This window comes from Mesorhizobium sp. P2_C5_2, from assembly GCF_056404535.1.
In genome coordinates this window covers 350,165-377,074 of the sequence record NZ_JBFUDV010000002.1, presented here as the reverse complement: position 1 = coordinate 377,074, position 26,910 = coordinate 350,165, and the positions used below count along the sequence as shown (strand labels likewise).

General features: G+C 64.2%; 27 protein-coding genes and 1 pseudogene. 9 read left to right on the top strand and 19 right to left on the bottom strand.

The window, feature by feature from the left end; all coding sequences use genetic code 11:
* Positions 1-116: 116 nt before the first annotated feature.
* The gene (locus AC1D1B_RS08720; RefSeq protein ID WP_477331195.1) at positions 117-1,622 is read right to left on the bottom strand and encodes a S10 family peptidase; all 1,506 of its coding nucleotides are present in this window, start codon (positions 1,620-1,622) and stop codon (positions 117-119) included.
* Positions 1,623-1,760: 138 nt separating this feature from the next.
* Here AC1D1B_RS08720 and AC1D1B_RS08715 point away from each other — a divergent pair, with 138 nt between their 5' ends.
* Positions 1,761-2,267: an OsmC family protein gene (locus AC1D1B_RS08715; protein ID WP_477331193.1), complete on the top strand. Its 507-nt coding sequence runs from the start codon at positions 1,761-1,763 to the stop codon at positions 2,265-2,267.
* Between the two features lie 203 nt (positions 2,268-2,470).
* Here the strand turns inward: AC1D1B_RS08715 and AC1D1B_RS08710 are convergent, their stop codons facing one another.
* The 14 genes from AC1D1B_RS08710 to AC1D1B_RS08645 all read right to left on the bottom strand — a co-directional run bounded on the left by AC1D1B_RS08710 (position 2,471) and on the right by AC1D1B_RS08645 (position 17,072).
* A complete protein-coding gene (locus AC1D1B_RS08710; RefSeq protein ID WP_023689120.1) occupies positions 2,471-2,692 on the bottom strand; it encodes a hypothetical protein in 222 nt (73 codons plus the stop codon).
* A 138-nt stretch (positions 2,693-2,830) separates the two neighbouring features.
* Positions 2,831-3,460, bottom strand: a complete 630-nt coding sequence (locus AC1D1B_RS08705; RefSeq protein WP_477331191.1) for a hypothetical protein — start codon at positions 3,458-3,460, stop codon at positions 2,831-2,833.
* Between the two features lie 131 nt (positions 3,461-3,591).
* On the bottom strand, positions 3,592-4,353 hold the full coding sequence (locus AC1D1B_RS08700; protein WP_477331189.1) for an SDR family NAD(P)-dependent oxidoreductase: 762 nt from the start codon (positions 4,351-4,353) through the stop codon (positions 3,592-3,594).
* A gap of 308 nt (positions 4,354-4,661) precedes the next feature.
* Complete coding sequence (purF, locus tag AC1D1B_RS08695) at positions 4,662-6,143, bottom strand: amidophosphoribosyltransferase (RefSeq protein ID WP_112397309.1); 1,482 nt, start codon at positions 6,141-6,143, stop codon at positions 4,662-4,664.
* Positions 6,144-6,273: 130 nt separating this feature from the next.
* A complete protein-coding gene (locus tag AC1D1B_RS08690; protein WP_477331187.1) occupies positions 6,274-6,945 on the bottom strand; it encodes a CvpA family protein in 672 nt (223 codons plus the stop codon).
* Between the two features lie 48 nt (positions 6,946-6,993).
* Positions 6,994-8,397, bottom strand: coding sequence for a DNA repair protein RadA (radA, locus tag AC1D1B_RS08685; RefSeq protein WP_477288147.1), 1,404 nt, complete (start codon positions 8,395-8,397; stop codon positions 6,994-6,996).
* Between the two features lie 252 nt (positions 8,398-8,649).
* Complete coding sequence (locus AC1D1B_RS08680; RefSeq protein WP_477331185.1) at positions 8,650-10,140, bottom strand: replicative DNA helicase; 1,491 nt, start codon at positions 10,138-10,140, stop codon at positions 8,650-8,652.
* 220 nt (positions 10,141-10,360) lie between these two features.
* Positions 10,361-11,338, bottom strand: coding sequence for a small ribosomal subunit Rsm22 family protein (locus tag AC1D1B_RS08675; protein WP_477331183.1), 978 nt, complete (start codon positions 11,336-11,338; stop codon positions 10,361-10,363).
* A 2-nt stretch (positions 11,339-11,340) separates the two neighbouring features.
* Positions 11,341-11,664 (bottom strand): YnfA family protein, encoded by a 324-nt coding sequence (locus tag AC1D1B_RS08670; RefSeq protein WP_477331181.1) that lies wholly within the window; start codon positions 11,662-11,664, stop codon positions 11,341-11,343.
* 70 nt (positions 11,665-11,734) lie between these two features.
* Positions 11,735-13,069 carry a class I SAM-dependent methyltransferase gene (locus AC1D1B_RS08665; RefSeq protein WP_477331179.1) on the bottom strand — a complete coding sequence of 445 codons (1,335 nt, stop codon included), beginning with the start codon at positions 13,067-13,069 and terminating at the stop codon, positions 11,735-11,737.
* Positions 13,070-13,245: 176 nt separating this feature from the next.
* Positions 13,246-13,830: a 50S ribosomal protein L9 gene (gene rplI / locus AC1D1B_RS08660; protein WP_181059027.1), complete on the bottom strand. Its 585-nt coding sequence runs from the start codon at positions 13,828-13,830 to the stop codon at positions 13,246-13,248.
* A 267-nt stretch (positions 13,831-14,097) separates the two neighbouring features.
* Positions 14,098-14,346, bottom strand: a complete 249-nt coding sequence (rpsR, locus tag AC1D1B_RS08655; RefSeq protein WP_006203718.1) for a 30S ribosomal protein S18 — start codon at positions 14,344-14,346, stop codon at positions 14,098-14,100.
* A complete protein-coding gene (gene rpsF / locus AC1D1B_RS08650) occupies positions 14,346-14,846 on the bottom strand; it encodes a 30S ribosomal protein S6 (RefSeq protein WP_477331177.1) in 501 nt (166 codons plus the stop codon). Before rpsF ends, rpsR begins: the two co-directional genes overlap by 1 nt.
* A gap of 297 nt (positions 14,847-15,143) precedes the next feature.
* On the bottom strand, positions 15,144-17,072 hold the full coding sequence (locus tag AC1D1B_RS08645; protein ID WP_477331175.1) for an LTA synthase family protein: 1,929 nt from the start codon (positions 17,070-17,072) through the stop codon (positions 15,144-15,146).
* Between the two features lie 280 nt (positions 17,073-17,352).
* On the opposite strand from AC1D1B_RS08645, the gene fabD reads away from it, so the two are divergent.
* From fabD to gmk, 8 genes are all read left to right on the top strand, one after another.
* Complete coding sequence (gene fabD / locus AC1D1B_RS08640) at positions 17,353-18,300, top strand: ACP S-malonyltransferase (protein WP_477331173.1); 948 nt, start codon at positions 17,353-17,355, stop codon at positions 18,298-18,300.
* A gap of 30 nt (positions 18,301-18,330) precedes the next feature.
* A complete protein-coding gene (locus AC1D1B_RS08635; RefSeq protein WP_477331171.1) occupies positions 18,331-18,519 on the top strand; it encodes a hypothetical protein in 189 nt (62 codons plus the stop codon).
* 10 nt (positions 18,520-18,529) lie between these two features.
* Positions 18,530-19,267, top strand: a complete 738-nt coding sequence (fabG, locus tag AC1D1B_RS08630; RefSeq protein ID WP_027045360.1) for a 3-oxoacyl-[acyl-carrier-protein] reductase — start codon at positions 18,530-18,532, stop codon at positions 19,265-19,267.
* Positions 19,268-19,511: 244 nt separating this feature from the next.
* Positions 19,512-19,748 carry an acyl carrier protein gene (locus tag AC1D1B_RS08625; protein ID WP_006203723.1) on the top strand — a complete coding sequence of 79 codons (237 nt, stop codon included), beginning with the start codon at positions 19,512-19,514 and terminating at the stop codon, positions 19,746-19,748.
* Positions 19,749-19,782: 34 nt separating this feature from the next.
* A complete protein-coding gene (fabF, locus tag AC1D1B_RS08620) occupies positions 19,783-21,045 on the top strand; it encodes a beta-ketoacyl-ACP synthase II (RefSeq protein ID WP_477331170.1) in 1,263 nt (420 codons plus the stop codon).
* A gap of 202 nt (positions 21,046-21,247) precedes the next feature.
* Positions 21,248-22,507 (top strand): endolytic transglycosylase MltG, encoded by a 1,260-nt coding sequence (gene mltG, locus AC1D1B_RS08615; RefSeq protein WP_477331168.1) that lies wholly within the window; start codon positions 21,248-21,250, stop codon positions 22,505-22,507.
* Between the two features lie 261 nt (positions 22,508-22,768).
* Positions 22,769-23,659 carry a YicC/YloC family endoribonuclease gene (locus tag AC1D1B_RS08610; protein WP_477331166.1) on the top strand — a complete coding sequence of 297 codons (891 nt, stop codon included), beginning with the start codon at positions 22,769-22,771 and terminating at the stop codon, positions 23,657-23,659.
* A 6-nt stretch (positions 23,660-23,665) separates the two neighbouring features.
* Positions 23,666-24,340, top strand: coding sequence for a guanylate kinase (gene gmk / locus AC1D1B_RS08605; RefSeq protein ID WP_477264616.1), 675 nt, complete (start codon positions 23,666-23,668; stop codon positions 24,338-24,340).
* 33 nt (positions 24,341-24,373) lie between these two features.
* Here gmk and AC1D1B_RS08600 read toward each other — a convergent pair.
* From AC1D1B_RS08600 to pdxA, 4 genes and pseudogenes are all read right to left on the bottom strand, one after another.
* Positions 24,374-24,667: pseudogene (locus AC1D1B_RS08600) on the bottom strand (type II toxin-antitoxin system RelE/ParE family toxin).
* On the bottom strand, positions 24,664-24,972 hold the full coding sequence (gene relB / locus AC1D1B_RS08595; protein WP_477331164.1) for a type II toxin-antitoxin system RelB family antitoxin: 309 nt from the start codon (positions 24,970-24,972) through the stop codon (positions 24,664-24,666). Before relB ends, AC1D1B_RS08600 begins: the two are co-directional and overlap by 4 nt.
* Before the next feature lie 63 nt (positions 24,973-25,035).
* On the bottom strand, positions 25,036-25,875 hold the full coding sequence (gene rsmA, locus AC1D1B_RS08590) for a 16S rRNA (adenine(1518)-N(6)/adenine(1519)-N(6))-dimethyltransferase RsmA (protein ID WP_477331162.1): 840 nt from the start codon (positions 25,873-25,875) through the stop codon (positions 25,036-25,038).
* Positions 25,872-26,900 (bottom strand): 4-hydroxythreonine-4-phosphate dehydrogenase PdxA, encoded by a 1,029-nt coding sequence (gene pdxA, locus AC1D1B_RS08585; RefSeq protein ID WP_477331160.1) that lies wholly within the window; start codon positions 26,898-26,900, stop codon positions 25,872-25,874. Before pdxA ends, rsmA begins: the two co-directional genes overlap by 4 nt.
* Positions 26,901-26,910 lie beyond the last annotated feature (10 nt).

The following is a 26,910-nucleotide window of genomic DNA, read 5'->3' as shown; positions in this document are numbered from 1 at the left end:
GGCTCCGGCCCCTGTCGGACCCGCTTGCGTCAGCTATACGGGCGAAAGCCAGCGCGGCGCTGCTCCAGCGCCGGCCTTGCGTTGGGGCAGCCCGGCGAACCGCGCTGTCGCGGCGTTCACTGCGTCGCCTGGTAGAGCTCCGAAGCGGCCTCCTTCAGCGCGCGCCGGCCGTCGGGCCTGAAATACATCATATGGCCGCCTTCAACGACATCGAGACGGACGGGTTTTGCGCCGCCGAGCGTCGGGAGCTGGTTCACCAGATAGCGCGAGGCGAGATAGGGCGTGACCAGATCGGTGTCGCCGTTGACGATCACCACGCCCAGCGCCGGGTTGAGCGAACGCGCCCGCTGCAGATCGTCCATCACACCGGCATAACCTTGCCGCGAGCCGCCATAGTCCCAATTGTGGGTGACGTCGCCATTGAGCAACCGGTAGCTGACATCGGTGCGAAAGTTCAGCTCGTCGCTGAGATAGGCAACAAAGGCTGAGGTCAACGCCGGCACGCTGCGGTCGAGCACCGGATCCGGGCTGGCGCTGCGAGCGCTCTCCGGCGCGATGTCGGCGGTGGCGATCGTGCCGTCATAAGGGCTGAGCACCTTGCCGCCGGCGCGCTGGAACTCGCGCGCGAAAAGGCTGGTCGGGATGCGGGCGAAGTTGCGCTGCACGAGCTCGAGCGGCAGGCCGGTGATCTCGGCCACGCGCTGGCTGGCCAGCCGCCCGCCCTGTTCCAGCCCGCTGGTCAGGGCGGTGAGGTAGTCACCCAGCGCATACTTTTCGACCTCGGCGAGCTTTTCGCGCAGCGCCTCGCCGTTGACACCTTCGCCGCGCAGGCGCACCGCCGCCAGCGAGGGCAGTTCTAGCGCCCAATGCAGCGGCTGGAATTCGTCGGGCAGCACCAGCGTGAACTCCAGCGCCGGCGAGATCAGCACGATGCCGTTCGGGCTGAGGCCAGCATCCTCCTGCAGGGTCCGGGCAAGCAGCGCCGCCCGGAACCCGCCATAGCTTTCGCCGGCGAGGAAGAGCGGCGATCCGATGCGCCCGTTCTGGGTAAGGTAGAGCCGGATGAAGGCGCCGATCGAACTGGCGTCCTGGCTGACGCCCCAAAAATCTTTTGTGTCCTGGCCGGGCGCTTCGCGGCTGTAGCCGGTGCCGACCGGATCGACGAAGACTAGGTCGGTCATGTCGAGCCAGCTGTCGGGATTGTCGACGAGCTTCTGCGGCGGCGGCAGGAATTGCCCATGCGCTCCGGTCGCGATGACGCGCGGGCCGAGTGCGCCGAGATGCAGATAGGCGGACGCCGCTCCGGGGCCGCCATTGAAGACGAAGGTGATGGGGCGAGCCTTCTCCGCGCCCGCCCGCGGCGGCAGCGTGTAGGCGACATAGAAGATTTCGGCCGTGACATCGCCCTTGCCGGAAAGCAGCGACAGCGTGCCCGCCTTTGCCTGATAGTCCAGCTTGCGTCCGGCAATGGTGATTGAATGGCTGGTGATCTGCGGCGCCGGCAGTAACGACAGCACACCGCCCGTGGGTGCAGGCCGCTCCGGCGTTTCGGCGAGGCCAGGCTGGGCGAGGGCTGCGAGCACTAGCAGAATTGCAGGAATTAGCTTCAGCTTGGCACGCATGACACCTCCGGGAATGGCTCCCGCATAGGTATGATCTGGGTGGTCGAAGTCAAAGTAACTCTTCGCGAACGTCGTGGCCCCTCTGTCCCGCTGGCATATCAGTGCTATCAAAGCGCGAAGAACTCGAAAGGAACAGACATGGACGCCACCGCACTCAAAGCCATGCAGGCGCCGCTCAAGGAGATCTATCGCGGCGATGCCGCGCAGGCGCTGATCACGCTTCGCGCCAGGGGCTCGATCGACGACCAGTCGATCGCCTGCAAGGTCGAGACGGGCAGGGCGCTGGCCGTGGCCGGCCTGCATCCGGCGACTGGCGGTTCCGGGCTCGAACTGTGTTCGGGAGACATGCTTTTGGAGGCGCTGGTGGCGTGCGCCGGCGTGACGCTGAAGGCGGTGGCGACGGCGCTGGAGTTCAGGCTTGGCGCTGCCACCGTCGAGGCCGAAGGCGATCTCGACTTTCGCGGCACGCTGGGTGTGGCCAAGGATGCCCCTGTGGGCTTTCGCGCCATCCGGCTGAATTTCAACCTCGACACGGATGAGCCGCAGGAGCGCATCGATTCGCTGATCAAGCTGACCGAACGCTACTGCGTGGTGTTCCAGACCATCAACAGCAAACCGGAATTGACGGTTTCAGCGCGGCGCTGAAACTGCTGATCTCCCCCCTTGTGGGGGAGATGCCTGGCAAGGCAGAGGGGGGCGCTGTCCCGCCGGCCTCTCATTGCTGCCGCCAAACCCTATGACGTTCAAAATCAGGGGATAGGCAAAGTACTAAGGTTGGCGTTTCTTCGCGCCCCCCTCTGGCCTGCCGGCCATCTCCCCCACGAGGGGGGAGTTCAGCAGCGTCGACGCTACTGAGCCGCCGGCTCTTCCGCGTCGCCCTCGTCAGTGAAAGGCGAGGCGCTCGGCACGCAGTTGACCGCCCAGCCGGCTGGGGTCGGCTGCTTCTGGTATTCGGTGATGGCGTTGGTGCACTGTTCGCGGGTGTCGAAGGTGCTGGGCAGAACCACCATGCCGCCTTGCGGGCCGGCGATCACCAGGTACCAGACCAATGCTACGCTGGGAGCAGCCATGGGAATTCCTCGCTTTGCTGGATGTCGGAGTCGGATCGACCCTAGCAACTCCCGGCTGATGGCGAAAGCAGGGCGACGGGGGAGGGACTTGCCGGATCATCACAGACCCGTGAACAGAACCACTCCCCCAGACGTCTCTCAGTTCACCGCAAAGCAGTAGAACAGGCCGTCGCCGCCGGTGCCTTTCAGCGCGTCCTGGCTGCAGCCGCCGCGTGAGGCATGCGAGGAATTCCAGGATTTCGCCGCCGCCGACTCATCGAGGCCGGTGCGGTCGTGATGGCCCATCATCGCCGCGCCCTCCGCGCCACTTAGCGTCCAGTCGCCGCAGGTCTGGTCGGCGATCTTGGTGCCGTCGGGCTTCGAGCCGGTCAGTATGTCGTGCCGGTTCGGCTTGTCGCCGCGGCCATTGACCACTTCGCCCTTCTCGTTCAGCGCCGTCTGCTTGCTGATGGCGTTGGCGTCGCTGTGCAGCGAGGCGACGTCATCGGCGATCGTTTCGCCCTTGGCATTGACCCACGGACCCTTGCCGATGCGGTCGCGCGCATCGGTGTCGGCGGTCGAGAGATAGGCGTGCCATTCCTTGCCGGTAGCCCCGGCCGCTTCCGCCAGCGAGGCGCAATGCGCATCGGCACCTTTGAGCCCGCCGAGATCCGCGCCCTTGCCGGAACCGACGCTGGTAACGAAGAAACTCATCTTGGCGTCTTGGGCGAGGGCTACGCCAGCTGTGGCGGCAATCGCAGCGGCGGCAACAAGAAGAAGTCTACGCATGTCGGTCCTCCGATTTCGAATGTTCTACATTCGAAGAAACGTAACTGGAGGCCTGTTTAATCCCGACGCATGTCGCCCAAAAGTGTGCAGCGGTTTTGGGAGAACGACATGCGTCAGAAAAAGACCAGCTTTTATTCCGGCTGCTGGTAAGCGACGAAGCGCTGGTGCCTGGCCTGGAAGATCAGCCCGGTCTCTTTCAACTCGGGGCTCGCCAGCGGCAAGATGCGTTTTGCGATCTCGGAGGGATGCGGCAGCGTTTCTGGATCCTCGCCGGGCGCGGCCTGCGCGCGCATGGCGGTACGGGTGGCGCCGGGGTCGGCGGCATTGACGCGCAGCGGCAGGCTCTGCGTCTCATGCGCCCAAGAGCGCATCATGGTTTCGACCGCCGCCTTCGACGCCGCATAGGGCGCCCAGAAGGCGCGCGCCGAATGCGCGGCCCCGGAGGACATGAGAATGGCGCGGCCGGCGTCGGACAGCCTGAGCAGCGGGTCGACCGAGCGGATCAGCCGCCAGGTCGAGGTGACGTTGATGGTCATCACCTTCTCGAAGGTTTTCGCCTCGACATGGCCGATCGGCGAGATGACGCCGAGCACGCCGGCATTGGCGACCAGAATGTCGAGCTTTCCCCAGCGCTCATGAATGGCGCCGCCCAACCGGTCGATGCCGGCCATGTCGGCAAGATCGAGCGGCACCAGCGTCGCTTCGCCCTTGCCGGTTTTTGAGCGCTCGGCCTTGATCTGGTCGTCGAGCTCTTCCAGTCCGCCAACGGTGCGGGCAACGGCAATGACATGCGCGCCGGCGGCGGCAAGTTCTTTCGCGATGAAATAGCCGATGCCGCGCGAGGCGCCGGTAACGACCGCGACGCGGCCGGAGAGGTCGAGGGTAGAAGTCAACGGGCAACTCCGAAGATTGGTGCGCTATGTCGGACTTGGCTCTGTCGCGTCAGCCAGCGTACTTGGCGAAAGCGGAGATGAGAGCGCAATCTCCCCCCTTGCGGGGGAGATGTCCGGCAGGACAGAGGGGGGTGTGAAGGATCGCCAAGATTGGTTCGTTCCCGCAAAGGGACCGAAGGGAGAGCATAAATAGGAATTACGGGCAGGTCGGCGGGACAGCATCCCCCTCTGCCCTGCCGGGCATCTCCCCCGCAAGGGGGGAGATCGGATGTTCCGCCGGTTTCGCCAATCACAGTCGCGACAAGACTCTACGCCCCGTTGTTCGCCAGCAGCGACAGCGTGCGCACATTGTCGTGGCCTTCGAAGTCGAGCAGGCGGGTGGGGTACTGGCCGGTGAAACAGGCGTCGCAGAATTGCGGCTGTTCATTGTCGCGGCCGGCCTCGCCAACGGCGCGGTAGAGCCCGTCGATGGTAAGGAAGCCGAGCGAATCGACGCGGATGAATTCGGCCATTTCCTCGATCGACATGCGCGACGCCAACAGCTTCGACTTCTCCGGCGTGTCGACGCCGTAGAAGCACGACGCGCTGGTCGGCGGCGATGCGATGCGCATATGCACCTCTCGGGCGCCGGCATCGCGCACCATCTGCACGATCTTCTGGCTGGTGGTGCCGCGCACGATGGAATCGTCGACCAGCACCACGCGCTTGCCCTCGATCATGCGGCGGTTGGCGTTGTGCTTGAGCTTGACGCCCATATGGCGGATGGAATCGCCGGGCTGGATGAAGGTTCGGCCGACATAGTGGTTGCGGATGATGCCGAGTTCGAAGGGAATGCCTGCCGCCTGCGAAAAGCCGATCGCCGCCGGCGTGCCCGAATCCGGCACCGGCACGACGATATCGGCCTCGACCGGGCTTTCCTGCGCCAGTTCGGCGCCGATGCGCTTGCGCACCTCATAGACGTTGCGGCCTTCGACAGAGGAGTCCGGTCGGGCGAAATAGACATATTCGAAGATACAGAAGCGGGTCTTCTGCGGCTCGAACGGGAACAGGCTCTCGATGCCCTTCGAGGTCACGACGACCATTTCGCCGGGCTTCAGGTCGCGTACGAAGCGGGCGCCGATAATGTCGAGCGCGCAGGTTTCGGAGGCCAGGATCCAGGCGCCGTCGAGGTCGCCGAGCACCAGCGGCCGGATGCCGAGCGGATCGCGGCAGCCGATCATCTTCTTGGAGGTCATCGCCACCAGCGAGAAGGCGCCTTCGACCTGACGCACGGCGTCGATGAAGCGCGAATTCAAATCGCGCTCCTTGCTGGTCGCAACGAGGTGCAGCAGCGTCTCGGTGTCGGAGGTCGACGAGAAGATCGCGCCCTGTTTTTGCAGCGCGCGCTGCACGGTCATGGCGTTGGTGAGGTTGCCGTTGTGGGCGACGGCAAAGCCGCCATCGGCGAGTTCGGCAAAGAAGGGCTGGATGTTGCGCATGCCGGCGCCGCCAGTGGTGGCGTAGCGCGTGTGGCCGATGGCGCGGTTGCCTTGCAGGCTGTCGATGACATGCTGCTTGGTAAAGGTGTCGCCGATCAGGCCGACATGGCGTTCGACATGGAACTGGGTGCCGTCATAGGAGACGATGCCGGCCGCTTCCTGGCCGCGATGTTGCAGCGCGTGCAGGCCCAGTGTGACGATGGCCGCGGCGTCCTGCCGGCCAAAAATGCCGAACACACCGCATTCATCGTGGAAATGATCGTCTGCTTCGGCGGAAAGCACGTCGTCTGCGTCTGCCTTCGAAACTGCCATGGGGCTCAAGCTCCGCTAAAATGGCCATATAAGGCGATAGCGCCGCGAAAGCAACGCACGCCGTGTGCCGTTCACACCATCGTCAGACCAGAACTGACGGAATGGCCGGCAAAGGCCATCCGTCCAGTGCTCAGTTTGCCGGTGCGGCCGGGGCCGGAGCGGCGGGCTGTGCCGGCGCATTGTCGGCCGGAGCGTCGGTCTCGTCGTCGGGCGCGGGCGCATCCTCGCCGGCTGCCGGAGCATCCGCCGCCGGTGCATCGGCTGCCGGAGGCGTCTCGGGTGCTGCGGGCTGATTCGGATTGAGCTTCTTCAGGATGGCGTTTTCCGGATCTTCGGGCAGCAGGCTTTCCAGCTTGGCGCCGATGGTCTCGAGCAGCGGCTTCGACTTGGCGTTGGCGATCCAGGCAGGTGCCTTGGCGCCGGCCAGCCAGTTGAAGAACAGCAGCGCCACGGCGACGACGAGGATGCCGCGCGCGGCGCCATAGAGGAAGCCCAGCGTACGGTCGAGCGCGCCGATCCTGGAATCGATGATCCAGTCGGCAAGCTTCATGGTGATGACGGAAACGACGATCAGCGCGATGAGGAAGACGACGCCGGCGGACGCTGCCATGGCGATCTTGTCACTTTCGACATAGGGCTGAACGTAAGGCAGCACCGGCTTGTAGAAGAAGAACGCCGCCGCGGCGGCTGCGGCCCATGAGACGACGGACAGGATCTCGCGAGACAGGCCGCGAACCATGGCGAGCATCGCCGAGACCAGGGTGAAGCCGACGAGAATTCCGTCAAGCAGCGTAATCGGCATGTTGTTCGCCCCACTCCGATTGTCTTTTCACGGCTCGGGCGAGCCGCGTTAGTCTTCCTCGTCGACACGGCTGCGCCGTGAGCCGGCTATGCGCGCGACGAGATCGGCAAGTTCGGTTGGCTGGAAAGCGCCGGCCCCGATCCCCCCGACAACCTCCTCACTGCCCAAGGGCAGAACCGCACTTCCAAAACCCAGCTTTTCGGCCTCTTTAAGGCGCTGTTGCGCATGCGCAACGGGCCTCACTGCGCCCGACAGGCTGATTTCGCCGAAATAGACGCAATCGGCGGGAAGGGCAAGACCGGTGAGCGACGAAACCAGTGCAGCGGCGACCGCCAGATCGGCCGCCGGCTCGGAAATCCGGTAGCCGCCGGCGACATTGAGATAGACATCATGGGTGCCGAAGCGCACCCCGCAATGGGCCTCAAGCACGGCCAAGATCATCGACAGCCGGGCGCCGTCCCAGCCGACGACGGCGCGGCGCGGCGTGCCCAATGAGGACGGCGCCACCAGCGCCTGGATCTCGACCAGCACCGGCCGCGTACCTTCCATCCCGGCGAAAACCGCTGCGCCCGGCGACTTTGCATGGCGTTCGCCGAGGAACAGCTCCGACGGATTGGCGACCTCGCGCAGGCCCTTGTCCGACATTTCGAAGACGCCGATCTCGTCGGTCGGGCCGAAACGGTTCTTCACCGTGCGCAGGATGCGGTAGTGATGGCCGCCTTCGCCTTCGAAATAGAGCACGGCGTCGACCATGTGTTCGACGACGCGCGGCCCGGCGATCTGGCCTTCCTTGGTGACATGGCCGACCAGCACGATGGCAGCGCCGGTGGATTTGGCATAGCGGATCATCGCCTGGGCGGCGGCGCGCACCTGCGTGACGGTGCCGGGCGCCGAATCGGCCATGTCGGTCCAGAGCGTCTGGATGGAATCGAGGATCACCAGGTCCGGTCGCCGGCCATCGGCTATTGTTGCCAGAATATCCTCGACATTGGTTTCGGCGGCGAGTTCTACCGGTGTGTCGGCAACGCCAAGCCGCTGCGCCCGCAGCCTGATCTGGGCAACGGCCTCTTCGCCCGAGACATAGACGATGCGGTGGCCTTTTGACGCCAGTGCGGCGGCCGCTTGGGTGAGCAGCGTCGACTTGCCGATGCCGGGATCGCCGCCGACCAGCAGGGCCGAGCCGCGCACAAAACCGCCGCCGGTGGCGCGGTCGAGCTCGCCAATGCCCGAAATGATGCGCGGCGCGTCCTCGATGTCGCCGGACAGGCTGGTCAGCACCACCGCGCGGCCCTTGCGGGCATTGCGCGTGTTGGCCGGGCCTGAGCCAATGCCGCCCGACGTGCCTTCCTCGACGAGTGTGTTCCACTCGCCGCAGGCATCGCATTTGCCGGCCCAACGCTGATGCACGGAGCCACAATTCTGGCAGATGAACTGGACGCGGGATTTAGCCATCAGGCGCGGCCTGCGATTAAGGAAAGACAGGTTAGCGGGACAGCGCCCCCCTCTGTCCTGCCGGACATCTCCCCCACAAGGGGGGAGATCAGATTGCGCATAGGGCTTCGCCGATTTTCAGCGTTGGAAAAGAGAGCACCGCCGCGAGTGACGGCCAATCTCCCCCCTCGTGGGGGAGATGTCCGGCAGGACAGAGGGGGGCGCCGTGGAGAGCTGCCATTCCGGATCATTGGTGCGACTTCGGACAAGCGGCTACTCAAACCTCTCCGCAATATGATGCTCTTCAGCAAGGTCGGAGAAGCGCGTGAACTCGCCCTGGAAGGCAAGGCTGACCGAGCCTGTTGGGCCGTGGCGCTGCTTGGCGACGATGACTTCGGCCTTGCCGCGCATCTCGTTCATCTCGTGTTCCCACTTGATGTATTCGTCGGTGCCGGGCTTCGGCTCGCGGTTCTTCAGATAATATTCCTCGCGATAGACGAACATCACCACGTCGGCGTCCTGCTCAATCGAACCGGATTCGCGAAGGTCCGAGAGTTGCGGGCGTTTGTCTTCACGGCTTTCGACCTGACGCGACAGCTGCGACAGCGCGATGATCGGCACGGAGAGCTCCTTGGCCAGCGCCTTCAGGCCGGTGGTGATCTCGGTGATTTCCTGGACGCGGTTCTGCGAGGCCTTGGCGGATGAACCCTGCATCAGCTGGATATAGTCGATGACGATGAGGTCGAGACCGCGTTGGCGTTTCAGCCGCCGCGCCCGCGCCGAGAGCTGCGCAATCGAGATACCGCCGGTCTGGTCGATGAACAGCGGAATCTTCTGCATCGTCTGCGAGCAGGCGACCAGCTTTTCGAAATCCATCTCCGAGATCTCGCCGCGGCGGATTTTTGACGACGAAATTTCCGTCTGTTCGGAAATGATGCGGGTGGCGAGCTGCTCAGACGACATTTCCAGCGAGAAGAAGCCGACGACGCCGCCATTGGCTGCCTTGAACGAGCCGTCGGCCTGCTGCGCCGGCTCATACATCTCGGCGATGTTGAAGGCGATGTTGGTGGCGAGCGATGTCTTGCCCATGCCCGGACGGCCGGCAATGATGATCAGATCCGACGCCTGCAGGCCACCCATGCGGCGGTCGAGATCGCGCATGCCGGTGGCGAGGCCTGACAGGTGGCCATCGCGCATATAGGCGGCGTTGGCCATGTCGACGGCGGTCTTGACGGCGTCGGTGAAGCTTTCGAAACCGCCATCGTAGCGGCCGGTTTCGGCCAGCTCGAACAGCCGCCGCTCGGCGTCTTCGATCTGCTCGGACGGCGCCATGTCGACCGGCGCGTCATAGGCGATGTTGACCATGTCCTCGCCGACGGTGATCAACGCGCGGCGCGTGGCCAGATCGTAGATGGCTCGGCCATAGTCGGTGGCGTTGACGACGGTGACGGCTTCGACCGCCAGACGAACCACATATTGCGCCACAGTCATGTCGCCGACCTTCTCGTCGGCCGGCAGGAAGGTTTTCAGCGTGATCGGCGTCGCCACCTTGCCCATGCGGATGAGTTCGGCCGCGACCTCAAAAATCTTCCTGTGCAGCGGCTCATAGAAATGGCCGGCCTTGAGGAAGTCGGAGACGCGGTAGAAGGCATCGTTGTTGACGAGGATGGCGCCGAGCAGCGCCTGCTCGGCCTCGATATTGTTCGGCGCCTCACGATAAAGCGGTTGCTCCGCCACGCCGAATTTTCGCGCTGCCTCTGCCATGATGTCCCCGATTGTGATCCCGGCTTCTCGATATCAGAACGAGGCAAATCGATGCTGACCTTTCTGCATCACCGCACGACCAATCAACCTTGATGCCCGTTGTTCACAGGGGCGGTAAACCGTCCACAGAAGAGTGTTCCCGCGCCCCGATTCCGGTTGACTCCGAAAGGCGCTGATCTCTATCCGAGTCGCTGGAACAGAGCAAGAACAATCTCGGCGGCTATCCGCTTCTTCCATCCAACGTATCGCCCCAGTCCAGCCGTCGCGCCGCCTTGAACAACTCGCCGTCGCGCTTGGTGAAAAGCGTCTCGCCGGCGCCACCGTCCGGCTGGCACAATTTGAGCAGCACCTTGCCGGAGCCGGCCTTCGGCGGTGCAATGACGCGCGGCTGATGTGCAGGCGCAGGCTGCCGTGACGCCGCGACGTAGATGAATTTCTCGTCCTCCCACGGCACGTCGGCATCCTTGGCCAGGCGGTGCAGGCGCGAGCGGGCGACGCGGCGCGAAAAATGGCACCAGTCGGGTCGCTCAAGCGGGCAGGGTGCTCCATGCGGGCAAGGCGCCAGCAAATGCGCGCCGGCCTCCAGCAATTGCTGGCGGACTGCCAGGATGCGCTGCCAGCCGGCCGGCGTGCCTGGCTCGACGATCAGCAGCGTGTCGCCGGTCAACTGCCAGAGCCGGGCGACAAGCTTCGTCAGCGATGCCGGCGCGATCTCGTCCAGCACATAGGCGCAGGTGACGAGATTGGCGGGCTTGAGGTCGGCAAGGTCGATGGTCACGTCGCCGGCACGCCAGTCGGTCTTGGCGGCGATGGCATCAAGAGCGAGCGACTGGCCGACCTTGCGCACCGCCGCACTGGCTTCAAGCAACACCGCCTGTTCGATATCGGGCCAGAGGTCCGTGGTGGCCCAAAGCACCGTGCCAGGACCGGCGCCGACATCGAGCAGGGTTTTGGGCTGGAAATCGGGCCGTGCCTCGGAAAGCGCGTCGAGGCTGGCGCGCACCGCGGCATAGGTCGCCGGCAGCCGCGTCGCCAGATACGCCTTCACCGCCATCTCTTCGGCCATGTGCAGGCGGCCGTCGCGCAGTTCGGCACGGTAGCGGTCCGACAGCGTCTTGGCCGCCTGGCGCAGCGCCGGCAGCGGTATCGTTTCGAGCAGGCGCTCGACACCTTGTCTGAGCGGTGCGGGCAGTTCCATGGTCAGGCCCCGCGCGGGGCGAGCAGGATGACCGAGGCGCCGGCAATGCAGAGTGCCGCGCCGGCAATATCCCAGCGGTCGGGGTGCACGTCTTCCACCAGCCATAGCCAGCCGAGCGACGCCGCAATGTAGATACCGCCATAGGCGGCGTAGGCGCGGCCGGCCGCTGACGTATCGACCAGCGCCAGCAGGAAGCCGAACAGCGCCAGCGAGACCAGGCCGGGCGCCAGCCACAGCGGTGACTTTTCAAGCCGCCACCAGGCCCAGAAGGAAAAGCAGCCCGCAATCTCGGCCAATGCGGCGGCGATGTAGAGGAGGTAGGTCATGAAAAAGGTCTCACAATAGCGAGACCTTTTTCATGTTTGGGCAGGCGATGGCAAGACCGATGGGCCGCAGCTACTCCCGGTCCGCCACCTTGCGGCGGCGCGCCGGCTTGGCGACAACAGACCTTGTTGCAACCGACCTGGCAACAGCAGGCTCGGCGGCCGCCGTCTCCTGGCGATGCCCGATCTCGCGCAGCTCCAGCGCCTTTTCGCATTTGGCCATGTAGTCGCGCGTCATTGGCAGCGTGTCGTTCTTCTTGGCGATCTGGATCTGGAAGATCACCAGGTCCTGCCAGCGGAAGGCGGCTTCCGAGGCGGCGAGATAGAATTCCCACATCCGGCAGAAGCGCTCGTCATAGATGGCCTTGGCCTTGTCGCGGTTGGCGGCAAAGCGCTGGCCCCAGTGCTTCAGCGTATCGGCGTAATGCAGCCGCAGAATCTCGACGTCGGTCACCACCAGCCCCGACTTCTCGATCGCCGGCATCACCTCCGACAGCGACGGAATATAGCCGCCCGGGAAAATGTACTTGCGGATGAAGGCGCTGGTCGCCCACGGCACGCCGGAGCGGCCGATCGTGTGCAAGAGCATGACGCCGTCCGGCTTCAACAGCGTCGCCGACTTCTCGAAGAAGGTGCGGAAGTGGTTGACGCCGACATGCTCGAACATGCCGACCGAGACGATGCGGTCGAAACGTTCGTTGAGTTCGCGGTAGTCCTTCAGGTCGAAATGCACGCGGTCCTGCAGGCCTTGCGCATGCGCCCGGTCGGTGGCGACGCCGTGCTGCTCGGTCGATAGCGTCACGCCTTGCACGTCGACGTCGAAGGCCTTGGCGAGATAGAGGCCGAGCCCGCCCCAGCCGGAGCCGATATCGAGCACGGTCTGACCGGCCTTCAGCCGGAGCTTGGCGGCGATGTGACGCTTCTTGGCGACCTGCGCCTCGTCGAGCGTCATGTCCGGCTGCTCGAAATAGGCGCAGGAATACTGCATGTCCTCGTCGAGGAAGAGCCGGTAGAGGTCGCCCGACAGATCATAGTGGCGCTGCACGTTGCGGCGCGAGCGCGAGGTAGTGTTGATCTGCTGCAAGCGGCGGAAGGCGTGGCGCAGACCCTCGATCGCCTTTGTCCAGGTGGCGTCGATGCCGCCGCTGCCCATGTTCTGGAAGGCGATGCGCATCACACCCAGCACGCCGCCCTCGAGGATGTCGAGTTCGCCGTCCATATAGGCTTCCGGCACCGCCAGCATCGGATCGAAGGAGATGCTACGCTCGGCATGCTTGGTCTTGATGTGCATGTGCACAGGCTCGCCGCTGCCGTCGCCGAATATCACGGTCGAGCCCTTCGGCCCGGTTACTTTGAGATTGCCTGTACGCACCAGGCGGTCGAGAACGCGCTTCAACAGAATATTCATCACCAAATGTCCCCTCACGGTCAGACTGGCTGTCTAATTCTGCCTTAATATATAGGGGCTCGAAAAGTTCCATTTGGCACAAAAATGCCCGGGCGAGACGCCCGGGCATTGGTCCAGAAAGGCTGGATGACGACAATGTGATTGGGAGCGCTGCTCCCTCGCTTGTCCTTAAGCGATCAGGCGTTGTCTTCGCCGCCTTCGAACTCGGTATTCGGGTCGAAGAAGTTCTCCGGCCGCGCATTGTCGTTGATGTCGTCGCCATAAATGGCTTCGGCGGTGGTCAGCGTCTCGCCCTTGGCCTGGCGTTCGGCTTCTTCGGCCGTGCGGGCGATGTTGAGGCTGATGGTGACCTCGACTTCCGGATGCAGCGCGATCGCCACATTGGTGACGCCGATGGTCTTGATCGGCTGGTTGAGCTGGATCTGGTTGCGGTTGACCGAGAAACCTTCCGCCGTCAGCAGGTCGGCGATGTCACGGGTCGACACCGAACCGTAGAGCTGGCCAGTCTCGCCGGCCGAACGCACGGCGATGAAGCTCTTGCCGTCGAGCTTTTCGGCAACCTGGCTGGCTTCCGACTTGCGCTCGAGGTTGCGGGCTTCGAGCTGGGCGCGCTGGCCTTCGAACTTCTTCTTGTTGGCTTCGTTGGCGCGCAGCGCCTTGCCCTGCGGCAAGAGGAAGTTGCGGGCAAAGCCGTCCTTGACCTTGACGGTATCACCCATCTGGCCGAGGCGGGAAACGCGTTCGAGAAGAATCACTTGCATGGTCTTGTTCCTTCGTCTGGGCACCGATCGCGGGATCGGCGCCGAATTGAATGGAACAGGTCAGGAAGCTCGGGCGCCTTGGCGCCGGTGTCGCTGTCCTGCCTGTCGCGGCAGTTAGAGGTTTTTCACCTCAACTCGGGATTTCAATGCATGTCGCCCAAAAGTGGTCCCGGTTTTGGGACAACGACATGCATCATCGAATTAACCCTGCGGCGCCCGTCGCCGTGGGAGAAAGAGAGCAGGCGGCGAACCGCCTGCTCGAAAGTCTTAGCGAACCACGTAGGGCAGCAGGCCGAGGAAGCGGGCGCGCTTGATCGCCTTGGCGAGTTCGCGCTGCTTCTTCTGGCTGACGGCGGTGATGCGCGACGGCACGATCTTGCCGCGCTCGGAAATGTAGCGCTGCAGAAGACGCACGTCCTTGTAGTCGATCTTGGGCGCGTTGGCGCCGGAGAACGGGCAGGTCTTGCGGCGACGATGGAACGGGCGCCGGGTCGGGATCTGATTGATGTCGACCATTATTCTGCACCCCCTTCAACACCTTCGCGCGGACGGCGCGGACCACGATCGCCACCGGCGTCGCCGAACGAGCGCGGCGGACGATCGCCACGGTCGCCGCGATCACGGTCGCCGAACGAGCGCGGACCACGATCGCCACGGTCACGGTCGCCGAAGCCGCCGCGTTCCGAGCGCTCTTCGCGCTTCTGCATCATGGCCGACGGGCCTTCCTCATGCGCCTCAACCTTGACGGTCAGGAAACGCAGCACGTCTTCGGACAGACCCTGCTGGCGCTCCATCTCGTTGAGCGCGGCCGGCGGGCAGTTGAGGTCCATAAGCGTGTAGTAAGCCTTCCGGTTCTTGTTGACCCGGTAGGTGAGGGACTTCAGTCCCCAGTTCTCGACCCGACCGACGGACCCGCCATTTGCTGCGATGACGCCCTTGTACTGTTCGACAAGCGCATCGACCTGCTGCTGCGAGAGGTCCTGCCGGGCAAGGAACACATGTTCGTATAGAGCCATAGTGGTTCAATGCCTTTCTTCGTTTCTCTCCCGGATCCTCGCGGCAAAAGCCTCTGCAACTTCTCTGACCCGCTGGTCCCAAAGGGGCGGGGAAGAAAGGAGCATTTCGAGACGGTCGAGAGCGGAGACACGGGAGGCGGAAGCGCTTCTGGCTTCACACGAAGGTTTTGGGTAAAACCTCCGGCCCTCCGTTCAGCCCCCAGCAAGGACCGGCAGATTGCGGGCGTCTATACAGCAATTTGGCGGGAAGGCAAGGGCACGAGGCGTTCCAGACAGCGTCCTTGGCGTCGCAGGCCATCAACTTGTATGGGCGACGACCTTGTCCACCGTTTCGGGGAAGAAGTCGGGCGCGGCCTTACGCTTGCCGAACATCATGTCGTATTGCAGCAGGCGAAAATCGTTGATCGCCGGATCGACGTCCTTCTGCCGCGCCCAGTCTGGGGTCGCTTCGCCTGAAGGCGTCAGCAGCAGGTTGCGGTCAACAACGCGGTAGCGTTCGCGCAGCGCGCCGAGGAAGCCGGTGTAGTAAGGGTGTGTGATCCCTGCCGTGGTCAGGATGTGATAGGGCAGGAAGGCCGGACTGACCGCGCCCATATCCTGCGCCGGACCGGTGCGGTTCGACCAGATGATCAGCGGCGTCTGGTGGTGCTCGAGTGCCGCCTCCGGCGTAGCCTCCCTGCGCGGCGCGACATTGTCTTTCAGGAAGCCGGTCTCGACATAGACGGGACCGAGCGGCGGCAGATGGTCGCCGAAGAAGGCGATGACCGTCGGCCGCTCGCGCTTCTTCGCCCATTCGATCAGCCGTTCGAGGCCACGGTCGGCATCGGCCGAACCCTCGGCGTAGCTGAGCAGCGATTCCCGCGCCCATGTGCTGATGGGTGCCGCGACCTTGTGGGTCGGATTGTAATAGCGGTACGGCTCGTAGGGGCCGTGGTTCTGCAGGCTGACGGCGAAGAAGAACACCGGATCCTCGCTGGCGTCGGCCTCGCGGATGATCTCGTCGGTCATTGCCGCGTCGGAGGCCAGCGGCCCGCGCTTTTCCAGCGGCGGCAGCGTCTCTTCCGAGCGGAAATCGTTGAAGCCGAAATCGGCATAGACCGCGCCCCGGTTCCAGAACCAGTTGGTGCCGGGATGGATGGCGCGCGCGCGGTAGCCTTCGCTTTTCAGGAAGGTCGCCAGCGACGGCGTCGGCGTGCGCACATATTGCTGATAAGGGATCGAGCCCGCCGGCAGGAAGGCATTGGAAAAGCCGGTCAGCGCCTCGAACTCGATGTTGGCGGTCATGCCGCCGAATTCCGGCGAGAACATATAGCCCGAGCGTAATGCCCGCACGTTGGGTATCGGGTCCGGCGTGATGGTGACGCCGGGCAGCTTGGTCGGATCCCAGAAGGATTCGCTCATCACCACGATGATGTCGGGTTTCTCATCCGGCACCGAGGCTGTCACATCCGGCCTGTCGATCGCGTCGATCGCCTTGTCGGAGTAGCCGGCCGGCGCCGAAACATGCGCCATCGGCACGTTGAGCGCGAAGGCCAGTGCAAAGCCGTTGGAGGCGTAGTTCTCCTTCTGGTCCCACATGATCGGGATGATCTGCAGCCGGTCGCGGGTCCACGAGAAAGTGGCGTAATCCATGATCGAGACGAAGAAGGCGAGCAGCGGCACCGCCAGCGTCAGCCGTGCCAGCCGCCCCTTGCGGCTGAGGATCGGCACCTTGCGGCGCCACAGCCGCCAGCCATAGATCAGCAACGACAGTCCGGCGACGATGCCGACAGCCATGGCCACCGCCGTCCAGGGCCGCTCGCGCACCAGCAGCGGCATCAATGCCATGATCTGGCGCGAATAGAGGAAATCGGTCGGGTAGAGCGGATCGCCGAGATAATGCGACTTCTGATGCCCGACAAAGGCCAGAGCCAGCGTCAGCGGCGCGACGATCATCAGGCTCTGGTGGCTGCGGCCGAGCACGGCGTCCAGTCCAATCAGCACCAGCGCAAAGACGATGATGGTGGTCCAGCCCGGCTTGAACGGCTGCAGGAAGAAGTCGACCGTGCCGAAGAAGTCGCCGCGCACGATCCATTCGATTGCGAACACCAGGGCGGCCGAGGCAAGCAGCGTGACCAGGCCGTAGCGGATGACAGGCCATCTGCGCCCCGGCAGATAGCCGGTGGACGGATCGTCCTCCAAGAACTGTGGCGCGGGTACGGCCGCGCCCTTCCTGATCCTTGCCACGTCTTTTCCCCCGGGCCCAAGCAACGCGTTTTTTCCACTCGCGTCACCGTTCTGTCATAGAACTGTCATCCAAAAGCTAGCGCCTGTGGCGAAAATAAGAAGAGCCAGCAAACGATTCGTGAGCGGTTTTCATCAGGAGTGATCGGCAAAAAGCCTTTCGGAACAGGGACTCGGGGTCAGTTTCCGGCTGGACCAAGGGCCGAAATGCCGACCGCGGGCTTGACTTGGCGGTCCGCCTTGCGTCACAGGCAGGAAAAATCAGGCGCTGGAGAGAGCCCAAATGGCCGTTGCATTCACCTTTCCGGGACAAGGCAGCCAGGCTGTCGGCATGGGCAAGGACCTCGCCGACGCCTTCCCCGAGGCGCGCAGGGTCTTCGAGGAAGTCGATGACGCGCTGGGTGAAAAGCTGTCGAAACTGATCTGGGAAGGTCCGGAAGAGACGCTGACCTTGACCGCCAATGCCCAGCCGGCGCTGATGGCCGTGTCGTTGGCCGCGGTTCGGGCACTGGAAGCGCGCGGCTTTTCGCTGAAGGGCAAGGTTGCCTACGTCGCCGGCCATTCGCTCGGCGAATACTCCGCCCTTGCCGCCGCCGGCTTCGTTTCGGTCGCCGATGCCGCCCGGCTGCTGCGCATTCGCGGCAATGCCATGCAGGCGGCAGTGCCGGCCGGCGAGGGCGCGATGGCGGCGATCATCGGGCTGGAACAGCCGGATGTCGAAGCCGCTTGCGCCGAGGCTGCAACGGGATCCGGCAAGGTCTGCCAGATCGCCAACGACAATGGCGGTGGCCAGCTGGTGATCTCCGGCGCCAGGGCCGCGGTGGAACTCGCCGCAAAACTATGCACCGAAAAGGGCGCCAAGCGAGCGCTGATGCTGCAGGTCTCTGCCCCCTTCCATTCGGCGCTGATGGCGCCGGCGGCCAATGTCATGCGCGAGGCGCTGGCCGGGGTAACCAAGCATGCGCCGGTGGTTCCCGTTGTCTCCAACGTCACCGTGACCCCGACCAGCGATCCCGACGAGATCGCACGGCGCCTGGTCGAGCAGATTACCGGGCGCGTGCGCTGGCGCGAAACGGTAGAGTGGCTCGGCGCCAACGGCGTCGCTTCGCTTTACGAGATTGGCGCCGGCAAGGTGCTGTCGGGCCTGGCGCGGCGCATCAACCGCGACATCGCCACATCGGCCGTCGGCACGCCCGCCGATGTAGAGGCCGCGCTGGCCGCGCTTGGCTAGGTGAGTTTCAACGTTACCGACAGGTGTCGCATGCCCACATCGAAGATTGGCCGGCGCAAAGCGGAGCACTTAGGCGACGAGTATCGCATTGCAACTGAGGTTGTGGAGCGCATTCGGCGTGGCGACGAAGATGTCCTAAAAGCCGAAGACTTCTGGCATGGCTTGGATGATTTGACGTATATGGACCCAGGATCGCCTGCGGCACTGTCGGAAAAATGAGGTTGAAAAAATGTTTGAACTGACCGGCCGCAAGGCGCTTGTCACTGGCGCATCGGGTGGCATTGGTGAGGCGATTGCCCGGGTGCTGCATGCGCAAGGCGCCATTGTCGGCCTGCATGGCACCCGCATCGAGAAACTGGAGACCCTGGCCGGTGAACTCGGCGATCGGGTAAAACTGTTTCCGGCCAATTTGTCGAACCGCGACGAGGTCAAGGCGCTTGGCCAGAAGGCGGAGGCCGAACTCGAAGGCGTCGACATCCTGGTCAACAATGCCGGCATCACCAAGGACGGCCTGTTCGTGCGCATGTCGGATGCCGATTGGGACAGCGTGCTCGAGGTCAACCTGACCGCCGTGTTCCGGCTGACCCGCGAACTCACCCATCCGATGATGCGCCGCCGCCATGGCCGCATCATCAACATCACTTCGGTGGTCGGCGTCACCGGCAATCCCGGCCAGACCAATTACTGTGCCTCCAAGGCCGGCATGATCGGCTTTTCCAAGTCGCTGGCGCAGGAGATCGCCACCCGCAACATCACCGTCAACTGCGTCGCCCCGGGCTTCATCGAATCGGCCATGACCGACAAGCTCAACGACAAGCAGAAAGATGCGATCATGGCCGCGATCCCGACGCGCCGCATGGGCACGAGTGTTGAAGTGGCGTCTGCCGTCGCCTATCTCGCCTCCAACGAAGCCGCCTACGTCACCGGCCAGACCATCCATGTCAACGGCGGCATGGCGATGATCTGACGGGACATGGCCGGGTTATAAGAAGACATGGCCGGCTTGTGAAAGAAGACATGGCCGGCTTGTGAAAAGAGACCATTTCGCCTTGGACCTTAGCCAATTTTCGTGTAATGCGGCCCGCAACCCGGCGGTTCGGGCAAAAACCGGTCCGGCACCGTTGCGTTTCCGGCAGGACCATCTTTCAGCTTGATTAGCGGCATTCTGCCCGCTAACGAAGACAGACAAACAAAAGACGAGGATGCCCCAAATGAGTGACACCGCAGAGCGCGTCAAGAAGATCGTCATCGAACATCTTGGCGTCGATGCCGACAAGGTGACCGAGCAGGCGAGCTTCATCGATGATCTGGGCGCGGACAGCCTCGATACGGTCGAACTCGTCATGGCGTTCGAAGAAGAGTTCGGCGTCGAGATTCCGGACGATGCGGCCGAGACCATCCTGACCGTCGGCGATGCCGTGAAGTACATCGACAAGGCTTCGGCCTGACGCCATCCGCAGTCATCACCGGGGAGGACCTGCGATGAGGCGTGTCGTCGTCACGGGCCTTGGCCTGGTTTCGCCGTTCGGCATGGGCTTCGAGCACAGCTGGAAGGAACTGCTGACCGGCCGCAGCGCCGCCAAGCGCGTCACCGAGTTCGAAGTGGAAGATCTTGCCTGCAAGATCGCCCACGTCATTCCGCGCGGTGACGGCACCAACGGCACGCTCAATCCCGAAGCCGTGCTTGAGCCCAAGGAACTGCGCAAGATCGGCGACTTCATCCTTTACGGGATTGCGGCCGCCGACGAAGCGCTGAAGGATTCCGGCTGGGAGCCCAGCACCGAAGCCGAGCGTTGCGCCACCGGCGTCATGATCGGCTCCGGCATTGGCGGTCTCGAGGGCATCGCCGAGAATGCGCTGATCCTCCATGAGCGCGGACCGCGCCGCATCAGCCCGTTCTTCATTCCTGGAAACATCATCAATCTGGTCTCCGGCCAGGTATCGATCCGGCACCGGCTGAAAGGCCCCAACCACGCCGTCGTCACCGCATGCTCGACCGGCGCGCACGCCATTGGCGATGCCGCCCGGCTGATCATCTTCGGCGATGCCGACGTGATGCTGGCCGGCGGCGCCGAATCGCCTGTGACCAGGCTCTCGCTTGCCGGCTTCGCCGCTTGCCGGGCGCTGTCCACCGACCGCAACGACACACCTGAAAAGGCCTCGCGCCCCTACGACCGCGACCGCGACGGCTTCGTCATGGGCGAGGGCGCCGGCGTCGTCGTGCTGGAAGAACTCGAACACGCCAAGGCGCGTGGCGCCAAGATTCATGCCGAGGTCACCGGCTACGGCCTGACCGGCGACGCCTATCACATCACCGCACCTGCCGAAGACGGCGACGGCGCCTTCCGCTGCATGACGGCGGCGCTGAACCGGGCCAAGCTGACGCCCGCCGATATCGACTATATCAACGCGCACGGCACCTCGACCATGGCCGATACGATCGAACTCGGCGCTGTCGAGCGGCTGGTCGGCAACGCCGCCTCGAAGATCTCGATGTCGTCGACCAAGTCGTCGATCGGCCATCTCCTGGGTGCCGCGGGTGCCGCCGAGGCGATCTTCTCGATCCTCGCCATCCGCGACAACATCGCGCCCGCCACCATCAATCTCGACAACCCGGAACGCGAAACCGCGATCGATCTTGTACCCAACACGCCACGGCATCGCCAGGTCGACGTGGCGCTGTCCAACTCCTTCGGCTTCGGCGGCACCAACGCTTCGCTGGTCTTCCAGCGCTATATCGGCTGATTGCGGTATCGACCGGCGCGCCAGCGGTCTGTCGTCAATTTTGCCATATTCGAGCCTACTCTGCCGCTGGGGATTCGTCGCATCGGCCTGAAACCGAAGGCGCTTTTTTAGAAAGCACGATGCGTAGGCTTGAAATGTTAGGGCACGCTGTACGTCCAACCGGGCGCATGGTCGCTCTAAGAGATCAGATGGTAGGGCGCTTATGAACACCAATCCGGGCGGCAGCGGACAATTCGGACAAAACCAGCAGACCGGCCCGATCGTGCCGAAGACTGCGGCCGAGGCCTTGCGGCCGGAAGCCGGCACACCGCCGCCGAAGCGCTCACGCGCCTCGCGCAGCCAGGTCGTCGTGTTCATGAACTTCGTCATCTCCGCTGTGATGTTGATGATCCTCGCCGCCGGCGTTTCGCTTTATTTCGGCAAACAGGCCTTCAACGAACCTGGTCCGTCCGCCAATGGCGACACCTTCCTGGTCAAGCCGAGCACTGGCGTCCAGGACATTGCCGACCAGCTCGAACGGCGTGGATTGATCAGCGACGCCCGCATCTTCCGTATTGGCGTGCGCGTCTATGGCAATGATTCAGCGCTGAAGGCCGGCGAATACGAGGTCAAGCCGCGCGCCTCCATGCGCGACATCATGGAGCTTCTGAAGAGCGGCAAGTCGGTGATGTACTCGCTGACCATTCCCGAGGGGCTGACGGTCGAGCAGGCGCTGCAGCGCGTCGCCGAGCAGGATGCGCTGACCGGCGACATGCCGGCGACCACGCCGGCCGAGGGAAGCCTCGCAACCGACACGTTGCGCTTCACCCGCGGCGCCACGCGCCAGCAGATGGTCGACAAGCTGCTCGCCGACCAGAAGAAGCTGGTCGACGAAGTCTGGCAGCGGCGCGCGCCCGACCTGCCTCTGGCCAATGTTGACGACTTCGTCACCTTGGCCTCGATCGTCGAAAAGGAAACCGGCCGGGGCGACGAGCGCTCGCGTGTTGCCGCCGTCTTCCTCAACCGTCTGGCCAAGGGCATGCGGCTGCAATCCGATCCGACCATCATTTACGGCCTGTTCGGCGGCAAGGGCAAACCCGCCGACCGGCCGATCTACCAGTCGGACATTGAGAAGCAGACGCCCTACAACACCTATCTGATCAACGGTCTGCCGCCGACGCCGATCGCCAATCCCGGCCGCGCCGCACTCGAAGCCGTCGCCAACCCGTCGAAGACCGATGATCTCTATTTCGTCGCCGACGGCACCGGTGGCCATGTCTTTGCCACGACGCTTGCCGAGCACAATGAGAACGTTGCCCGCTACCGGGCGCTGCAGAAAAAGCAGGCTGAAGACGCCGCCAAGGGCGCCAAGACCCCGGGCCAGACCGACGCGCCGGCGGATGGCGACGACAGCGGTGACGCCAGTGGCGATGCCGGCGGCGATAGCGGGGATGCCGGCGGCGATGCGGGCACTGCCCAGTAGCAGGCCGGCACTTTTTGACGGATTGACCTTACGCCTAGCGGACACAGGCGACGCGCTGCTGCTTTGAACGAGCAGCGCGGTTCGAAGCGCCTTCGGCTTTGCTGCGGTGCCGCTGCTTCGCTCGATTTCAGCACTGCGAGATCAAAACGACACCGGAAATCAACACCTTGCCGGTATTGCGATTCTAACATTCGCGCCGCCCGTGATATCGAACGCGGGCAGGTTTCAGAATCGGGCCATCAGGGAGACACGAGCCGCATCATGAATTTGCAGAGCATGACCGGATTTGCACGCACTGTTGCCGAGCACGACGGCGCCTCGATCGCCTGGGAGGTCAAGTCGGTCAACGGCAAGAGCGTCGAGGTCAGGCTGCGGCTGCCGCAAGGTTTCGAGCGGCTGGAGCCGGCTGTTAGGCAGACGCTGCAGAAGCGCTTTTCGCGCGGCAATTTCCAGGCGACCCTGACCGTCGGCCGTGCCGCCGGCCAGCAGGTGCAGCCGGTCGTCAACGACGTCTTCCTCCGGGATTTGGCCGGCTTGGCCAAGCGGCTGCAGGACCAGTTCGGTGTTGCCCCGGCAACCGCTGACGGCCTGCTTTCCCTGCGCGGCGTGCTCGATATTCCCGAAACCAGCGAAACCGAGGAGGTACGGGCAGCGCTCGATGCGGCGATCCTGTCGGCACTCGAAACGGCGCTCACCGGTCTCGAGCAGGCGCGCCAAAGCGAGGGCGAAGCACTGCGTTCGCTGCTTTCCGGCCACATCGACGCCATCGAGGCGCTGACGCTCAAGGCCGAGGCCGACCCGTCGCGCGAACCGGCGGCAATCCGCGAGCGGATCGCCGAACAGGTGCGGCTGCTGATGGATGCGTCGGCCAATCTCGATGCCGGCCGGCTGCACATGGAAGCGGCGTTTCTCGCCACCAAGGCCGATATCCGCGAAGAGATCGACCGGCTGAAGACACATGTGGCGTCTGGCCGGGCGCTGCTGGCAAATGGCGGCGCCATCGGCCGCAAGCTCGATTTTCTGGCGCAGGAATTCAACCGCGAATCGAATACTCTGTGTTCGAAGTCGAACGCCGCCGCAGTCACCGCCATCGGGCTGGAGCTCAAGGCGGTGGTCGACCAGTTTCGCGAACAGGTCCAGAATCTGGAGTAACCCAAAATGGGTGCCAAGGAGCCGATGGTTGCCAGGGATCTGGGGTCCCGCATTCGCCGCCGCGGGCTGATGCTGGTCCTGTCGTCGCCGTCCGGCGCCGGCAAGTCGACGATCGCGCGCAACCTGCTGGAAAGCGATGGCAGCTTGGAACTGTCGGTCTCGGTCACCACCAGGCCACGCCGCGGCTCGGAGATCGAGGGCGTCCACTACCACTTCCGCACCATGCGCGAATTCGAACGGCTGCGCGATTCCGATGCGCTGCTGGAATGGGCCGAGGTGCACGGCAATTGCTATGCGACGCCGCGCGAGCCGGCCGAACTGGCGCTGGCGCAAGGCCGCGACATGCTGTTCGACATCGACTGGCAAGGCGCCCAGCAGCTCAAGGAGAAGATGCGAGCCGATATCGTCTCGATCTTCATCCTGCCGCCGTCGATGAAGGAACTGAAGGCGCGGCTGAAGCGCCGGGCCGAGGACCAGGAGCACGTAATCGAGACCAGGCTGAAGAACGCCCGCAACGAGATCGAGCACTGGAAGGAATACGACTTCGTCATCGTCAATGACGATCTCGACCGCGCCTTCGCCGAAGTGCGCGGCATTGTCATTGCCGAGCGGCTCAGGCGCGACCGCCGGCCGGGTTTGTTCGATTTCGTATCGGGGCTGCTGGACGAGAAGACGGAGTGAGTAGCTCCTCCACCGTTGGGTAATCTAGTCACATCAGCTGTCTGGCAGATCGTCCGGCCAACGCTGCGCTCCGTGAAGTACGCGCAGGATTCGAATCATGCTGTCGGTCAGCTGATAGGCTGCCACGTATGACGTGCCGACGATGACAAGCTCTCGTGTCCCAGCGAGTCGGCCGGTCCGGCCGCTTTGGGGAAAGTCTCGAAGACGGCTGATCGCGGCGACGATCCGTTCATCGACGGCGATCGCGGCCGCAGGATTGTCAGCCTCGATATGCGTGAAGATGCCGTCGCGATCTGAAAGCGCGAATTACGACCAGACGATCTTCAAGGTTTAGGTTCACCAGCCGTGCGCCGCGCCGCTGCGCGTCTCTCGGCAAAATGCGCCTCGACTTGATCGTCGGGAATGTTGGGTCGGGTGTCGTCGAGCGCTTCGCGCACCTTGGCGCGAAACCACGCGTCATAGGCCTCGTTGTTTGTGACGAGATCGATGGGCAGCGCGCCCTCGTTGGCGGTTCGGGTAAGCAATATCCGCACCGCATCCGAGACCGTCAGCCCCATGCTTTCGAGCACCGCCGAAGCCCGATCCCGGATGTCGGCGTCGATACGCGTCTGGACCAGTGCATTTGCTGGCATGGCAATCTCCTTCGACATCAATGTAATGCGTTTGAATGACGATTGCTAGCCCGGCGCCGGCGGTCACACCGCATTCGTCAGCCGCACGAATTCCTCGACGCTGAGCGTCTCTGCCCGCCGGGTCGGATCTATGTTGGCGCGCATCAGCAACGCCTCACCGCCCAGGCTCTTCACGCTCTGCCGCAGCATCTTGCGGCGTTGACCGAAGGCGGCTTCAGTCACGCGGCCGAGTTTTTTTACATCCGTTGCCAGCGGGCTGGCGCGCGGCACTAGATGCACCACCGAGGAGGTCACCTTGGGTGTCGGCGTGAACGCTTGCGGTGGCACGTCGAAGGCGATCCTCGCCTCGGTCCGCCAGCCGGCCAGCACGCCGAGCCGGCCATAGGCCTCGCTGCCGGCGCCAGCGACAATGCGCTCGGCCACTTCGCGCTGGAACATCAGCGTCATCGATTGATAGAAGGGTGGCCAGTCGGTGACGGTCAGCCAGCGGATCAGAAGCTCGGTGCCGATATTGTAGGGCAGGTTGGCGGCAATCCTCACCGGGCCGCCGCCTTGCGACGCGGCATTGGCAAGAGCGGCAAAATCCGTCTTCAGCGCGTCGCCGCTGATCACCTCAAGCCGGCCCGGATAGTGGTTGGAGACCTCGGCAAGCGCCGCCAGGCAGCGTTCGTCGCGTTCGATGGCGATGACGCGCCGGGCACCGGCAGAGAGCAGCGCCCTGGTCAGCCCGCCGGGGCCGGGGCCGACCTCGATCACCGTGCTGTCGCTAAGGTTGCCGGCGGCGCGCGCGATCTTGCCGGTCAGATTGAGGTCGAGCAGGAAATTCTGGCCAAGCGCCTTCTTCGCCTGCAGCCCATGGCGCTCGATCACCTCGCGCAGTGGCGGTAGCCCATCAATGCTCATGCGGCTGCGACCTTTGTGCCGGTATCGGCCAGCCGGCGGGCCAGCTTCAGCGCCGCGATCAAGCTGTCGGGACGTGCGACGCCCTTGCCGGCGATGTCGAAGGCTGTGCCGTGATCGGGCGAGGTGCGGATAAACGGCAGGCCAAGCGTGACGTTGACCGCCTCGTCGAAGGCCAGCGCCTTGGCCGGGATCAACGCCTGGTCGTGATACATGCAGATCGCCACGTCGTAGCCGGCGCGGGCGCGCGCATGAAACATCGTATCGGCCGGCAGCGGTCCAAAAGCGTCGATGCCTTGCGCGCGCAAGATGTCTACCGCCGGACGGATGATGCGCTCATCCTCCGTTCCCATGGCGCCGCTTTCGCCGGCATGCGGATTAAGGCCGGCAAGCGCGAGCCTCGGCCTGGCGATGCCGAAACGGTTTGCAAGATCGGCGGCGGTGATGCGCGAGGTTGCAACGATCAGCTCCGTCGTCAGCGCCTTCGGCACCTCGGCCAGCGCAATGTGGATGGTAACCGGAACCGTGCGCAATTCGGGGCCGGCGAGCAGCATCACCGGCGTCACCACGCCACCGGTGTGGAGAGAGGCCAGATGCGCCAGATATTCGGTGTGGCCGGGAAAGCCGAAGCCGGCATCATAAAGCGGCTTCTTGGCGATCGGACAGGTGACGACCGCGGCCGCATGCCCGGCAAGGCAGTCGGCGACGGCGCGATCGATGGCCTCGATGGTGCCGGCGGCATTGGCCGGGTCGGGCCGGCCGGGATTGTCGGTGAAGCGAGCCGCCAGCGGCACCACGGGCAAAGCGTGTTGAAAGACATCGGCTGCTTGCGCCGGCACCGTCTCCACGATTGCCACCTCGGCGCCGAGCCGCCGCGCCCGCGCGGCGATCAGCGCCGGATCGGCGAGAAGATAGAAGGGGGCTGCACCCGAACCGCGGGCGCTCTGCCATGCGGCAATGGCGATTTCCGGCCCGACGCCGGACGGATCGCCGACGCTCAGTGCCAGCGGAAGCTCTGTCTCACGCACGGCTAGGCCG

Coding starts and splice junctions, on each gene's coding strand:
- rpsF (WP_477331177.1), bottom strand. CDS start 14,846: ATGGCTCTATACGAACATGTGTTCCTTGCCCGGCAGGACCTCTCGCAG.
- fabD (WP_477331173.1), top strand. CDS start 17,353: ATGGCCGTTGCATTCACCTTTCCGGGACAAGGCAGCCAGGCTGTCGGC.
- radA (WP_477288147.1), bottom strand. CDS start 8,397: ATGGCTAAATCCCGCGTCCAGTTCATCTGCCAGAATTGTGGCTCCGTG.
- rplI (WP_181059027.1), bottom strand. CDS start 13,830: ATGCAAGTGATTCTTCTCGAACGCGTTTCCCGCCTCGGCCAGATGGGT.
- AC1D1B_RS08705 (WP_477331191.1), bottom strand. CDS start 3,460: ATGCGTAGACTTCTTCTTGTTGCCGCCGCTGCGATTGCCGCCACAGCT.
- relB (WP_477331164.1), bottom strand. CDS start 24,972: ATGCCAGCAAATGCACTGGTCCAGACGCGTATCGACGCCGACATCCGG.
- AC1D1B_RS08720 (WP_477331195.1), bottom strand. CDS start 1,622: ATGCGTGCCAAGCTGAAGCTAATTCCTGCAATTCTGCTAGTGCTCGCA.
- rsmA (WP_477331162.1), bottom strand. CDS start 25,875: ATGAGCATTGATGGGCTACCGCCACTGCGCGAGGTGATCGAGCGCCAT.
- gmk (WP_477264616.1), top strand. CDS start 23,666: ATGGGTGCCAAGGAGCCGATGGTTGCCAGGGATCTGGGGTCCCGCATT.
- AC1D1B_RS08710 (WP_023689120.1), bottom strand. CDS start 2,692: ATGGCTGCTCCCAGCGTAGCATTGGTCTGGTACCTGGTGATCGCCGGC.
- AC1D1B_RS08625 (WP_006203723.1), top strand. CDS start 19,512: ATGAGTGACACCGCAGAGCGCGTCAAGAAGATCGTCATCGAACATCTT.
- AC1D1B_RS08635 (WP_477331171.1), top strand. CDS start 18,331: ATGCCCACATCGAAGATTGGCCGGCGCAAAGCGGAGCACTTAGGCGAC.
- AC1D1B_RS08665 (WP_477331179.1), bottom strand. CDS start 13,069: ATGAATATTCTGTTGAAGCGCGTTCTCGACCGCCTGGTGCGTACAGGC.
- AC1D1B_RS08690 (WP_477331187.1), bottom strand. CDS start 6,945: ATGCCGATTACGCTGCTTGACGGAATTCTCGTCGGCTTCACCCTGGTC.
- mltG (WP_477331168.1), top strand. CDS start 21,248: ATGAACACCAATCCGGGCGGCAGCGGACAATTCGGACAAAACCAGCAG.
- fabG (WP_027045360.1), top strand. CDS start 18,530: ATGTTTGAACTGACCGGCCGCAAGGCGCTTGTCACTGGCGCATCGGGT.
- AC1D1B_RS08715 (WP_477331193.1), top strand. CDS start 1,761: ATGGACGCCACCGCACTCAAAGCCATGCAGGCGCCGCTCAAGGAGATC.
- AC1D1B_RS08610 (WP_477331166.1), top strand. CDS start 22,769: ATGAATTTGCAGAGCATGACCGGATTTGCACGCACTGTTGCCGAGCAC.
- AC1D1B_RS08680 (WP_477331185.1), bottom strand. CDS start 10,140: ATGGCAGAGGCAGCGCGAAAATTCGGCGTGGCGGAGCAACCGCTTTAT.
- AC1D1B_RS08675 (WP_477331183.1), bottom strand. CDS start 11,338: ATGGAACTGCCCGCACCGCTCAGACAAGGTGTCGAGCGCCTGCTCGAA.
- rpsR (WP_006203718.1), bottom strand. CDS start 14,346: ATGGTCGACATCAATCAGATCCCGACCCGGCGCCCGTTCCATCGTCGC.
- AC1D1B_RS08670 (WP_477331181.1), bottom strand. CDS start 11,664: ATGACCTACCTCCTCTACATCGCCGCCGCATTGGCCGAGATTGCGGGC.
- purF (WP_112397309.1), bottom strand. CDS start 6,143: ATGGCAGTTTCGAAGGCAGACGCAGACGACGTGCTTTCCGCCGAAGCA.
- fabF (WP_477331170.1), top strand. CDS start 19,783: ATGAGGCGTGTCGTCGTCACGGGCCTTGGCCTGGTTTCGCCGTTCGGC.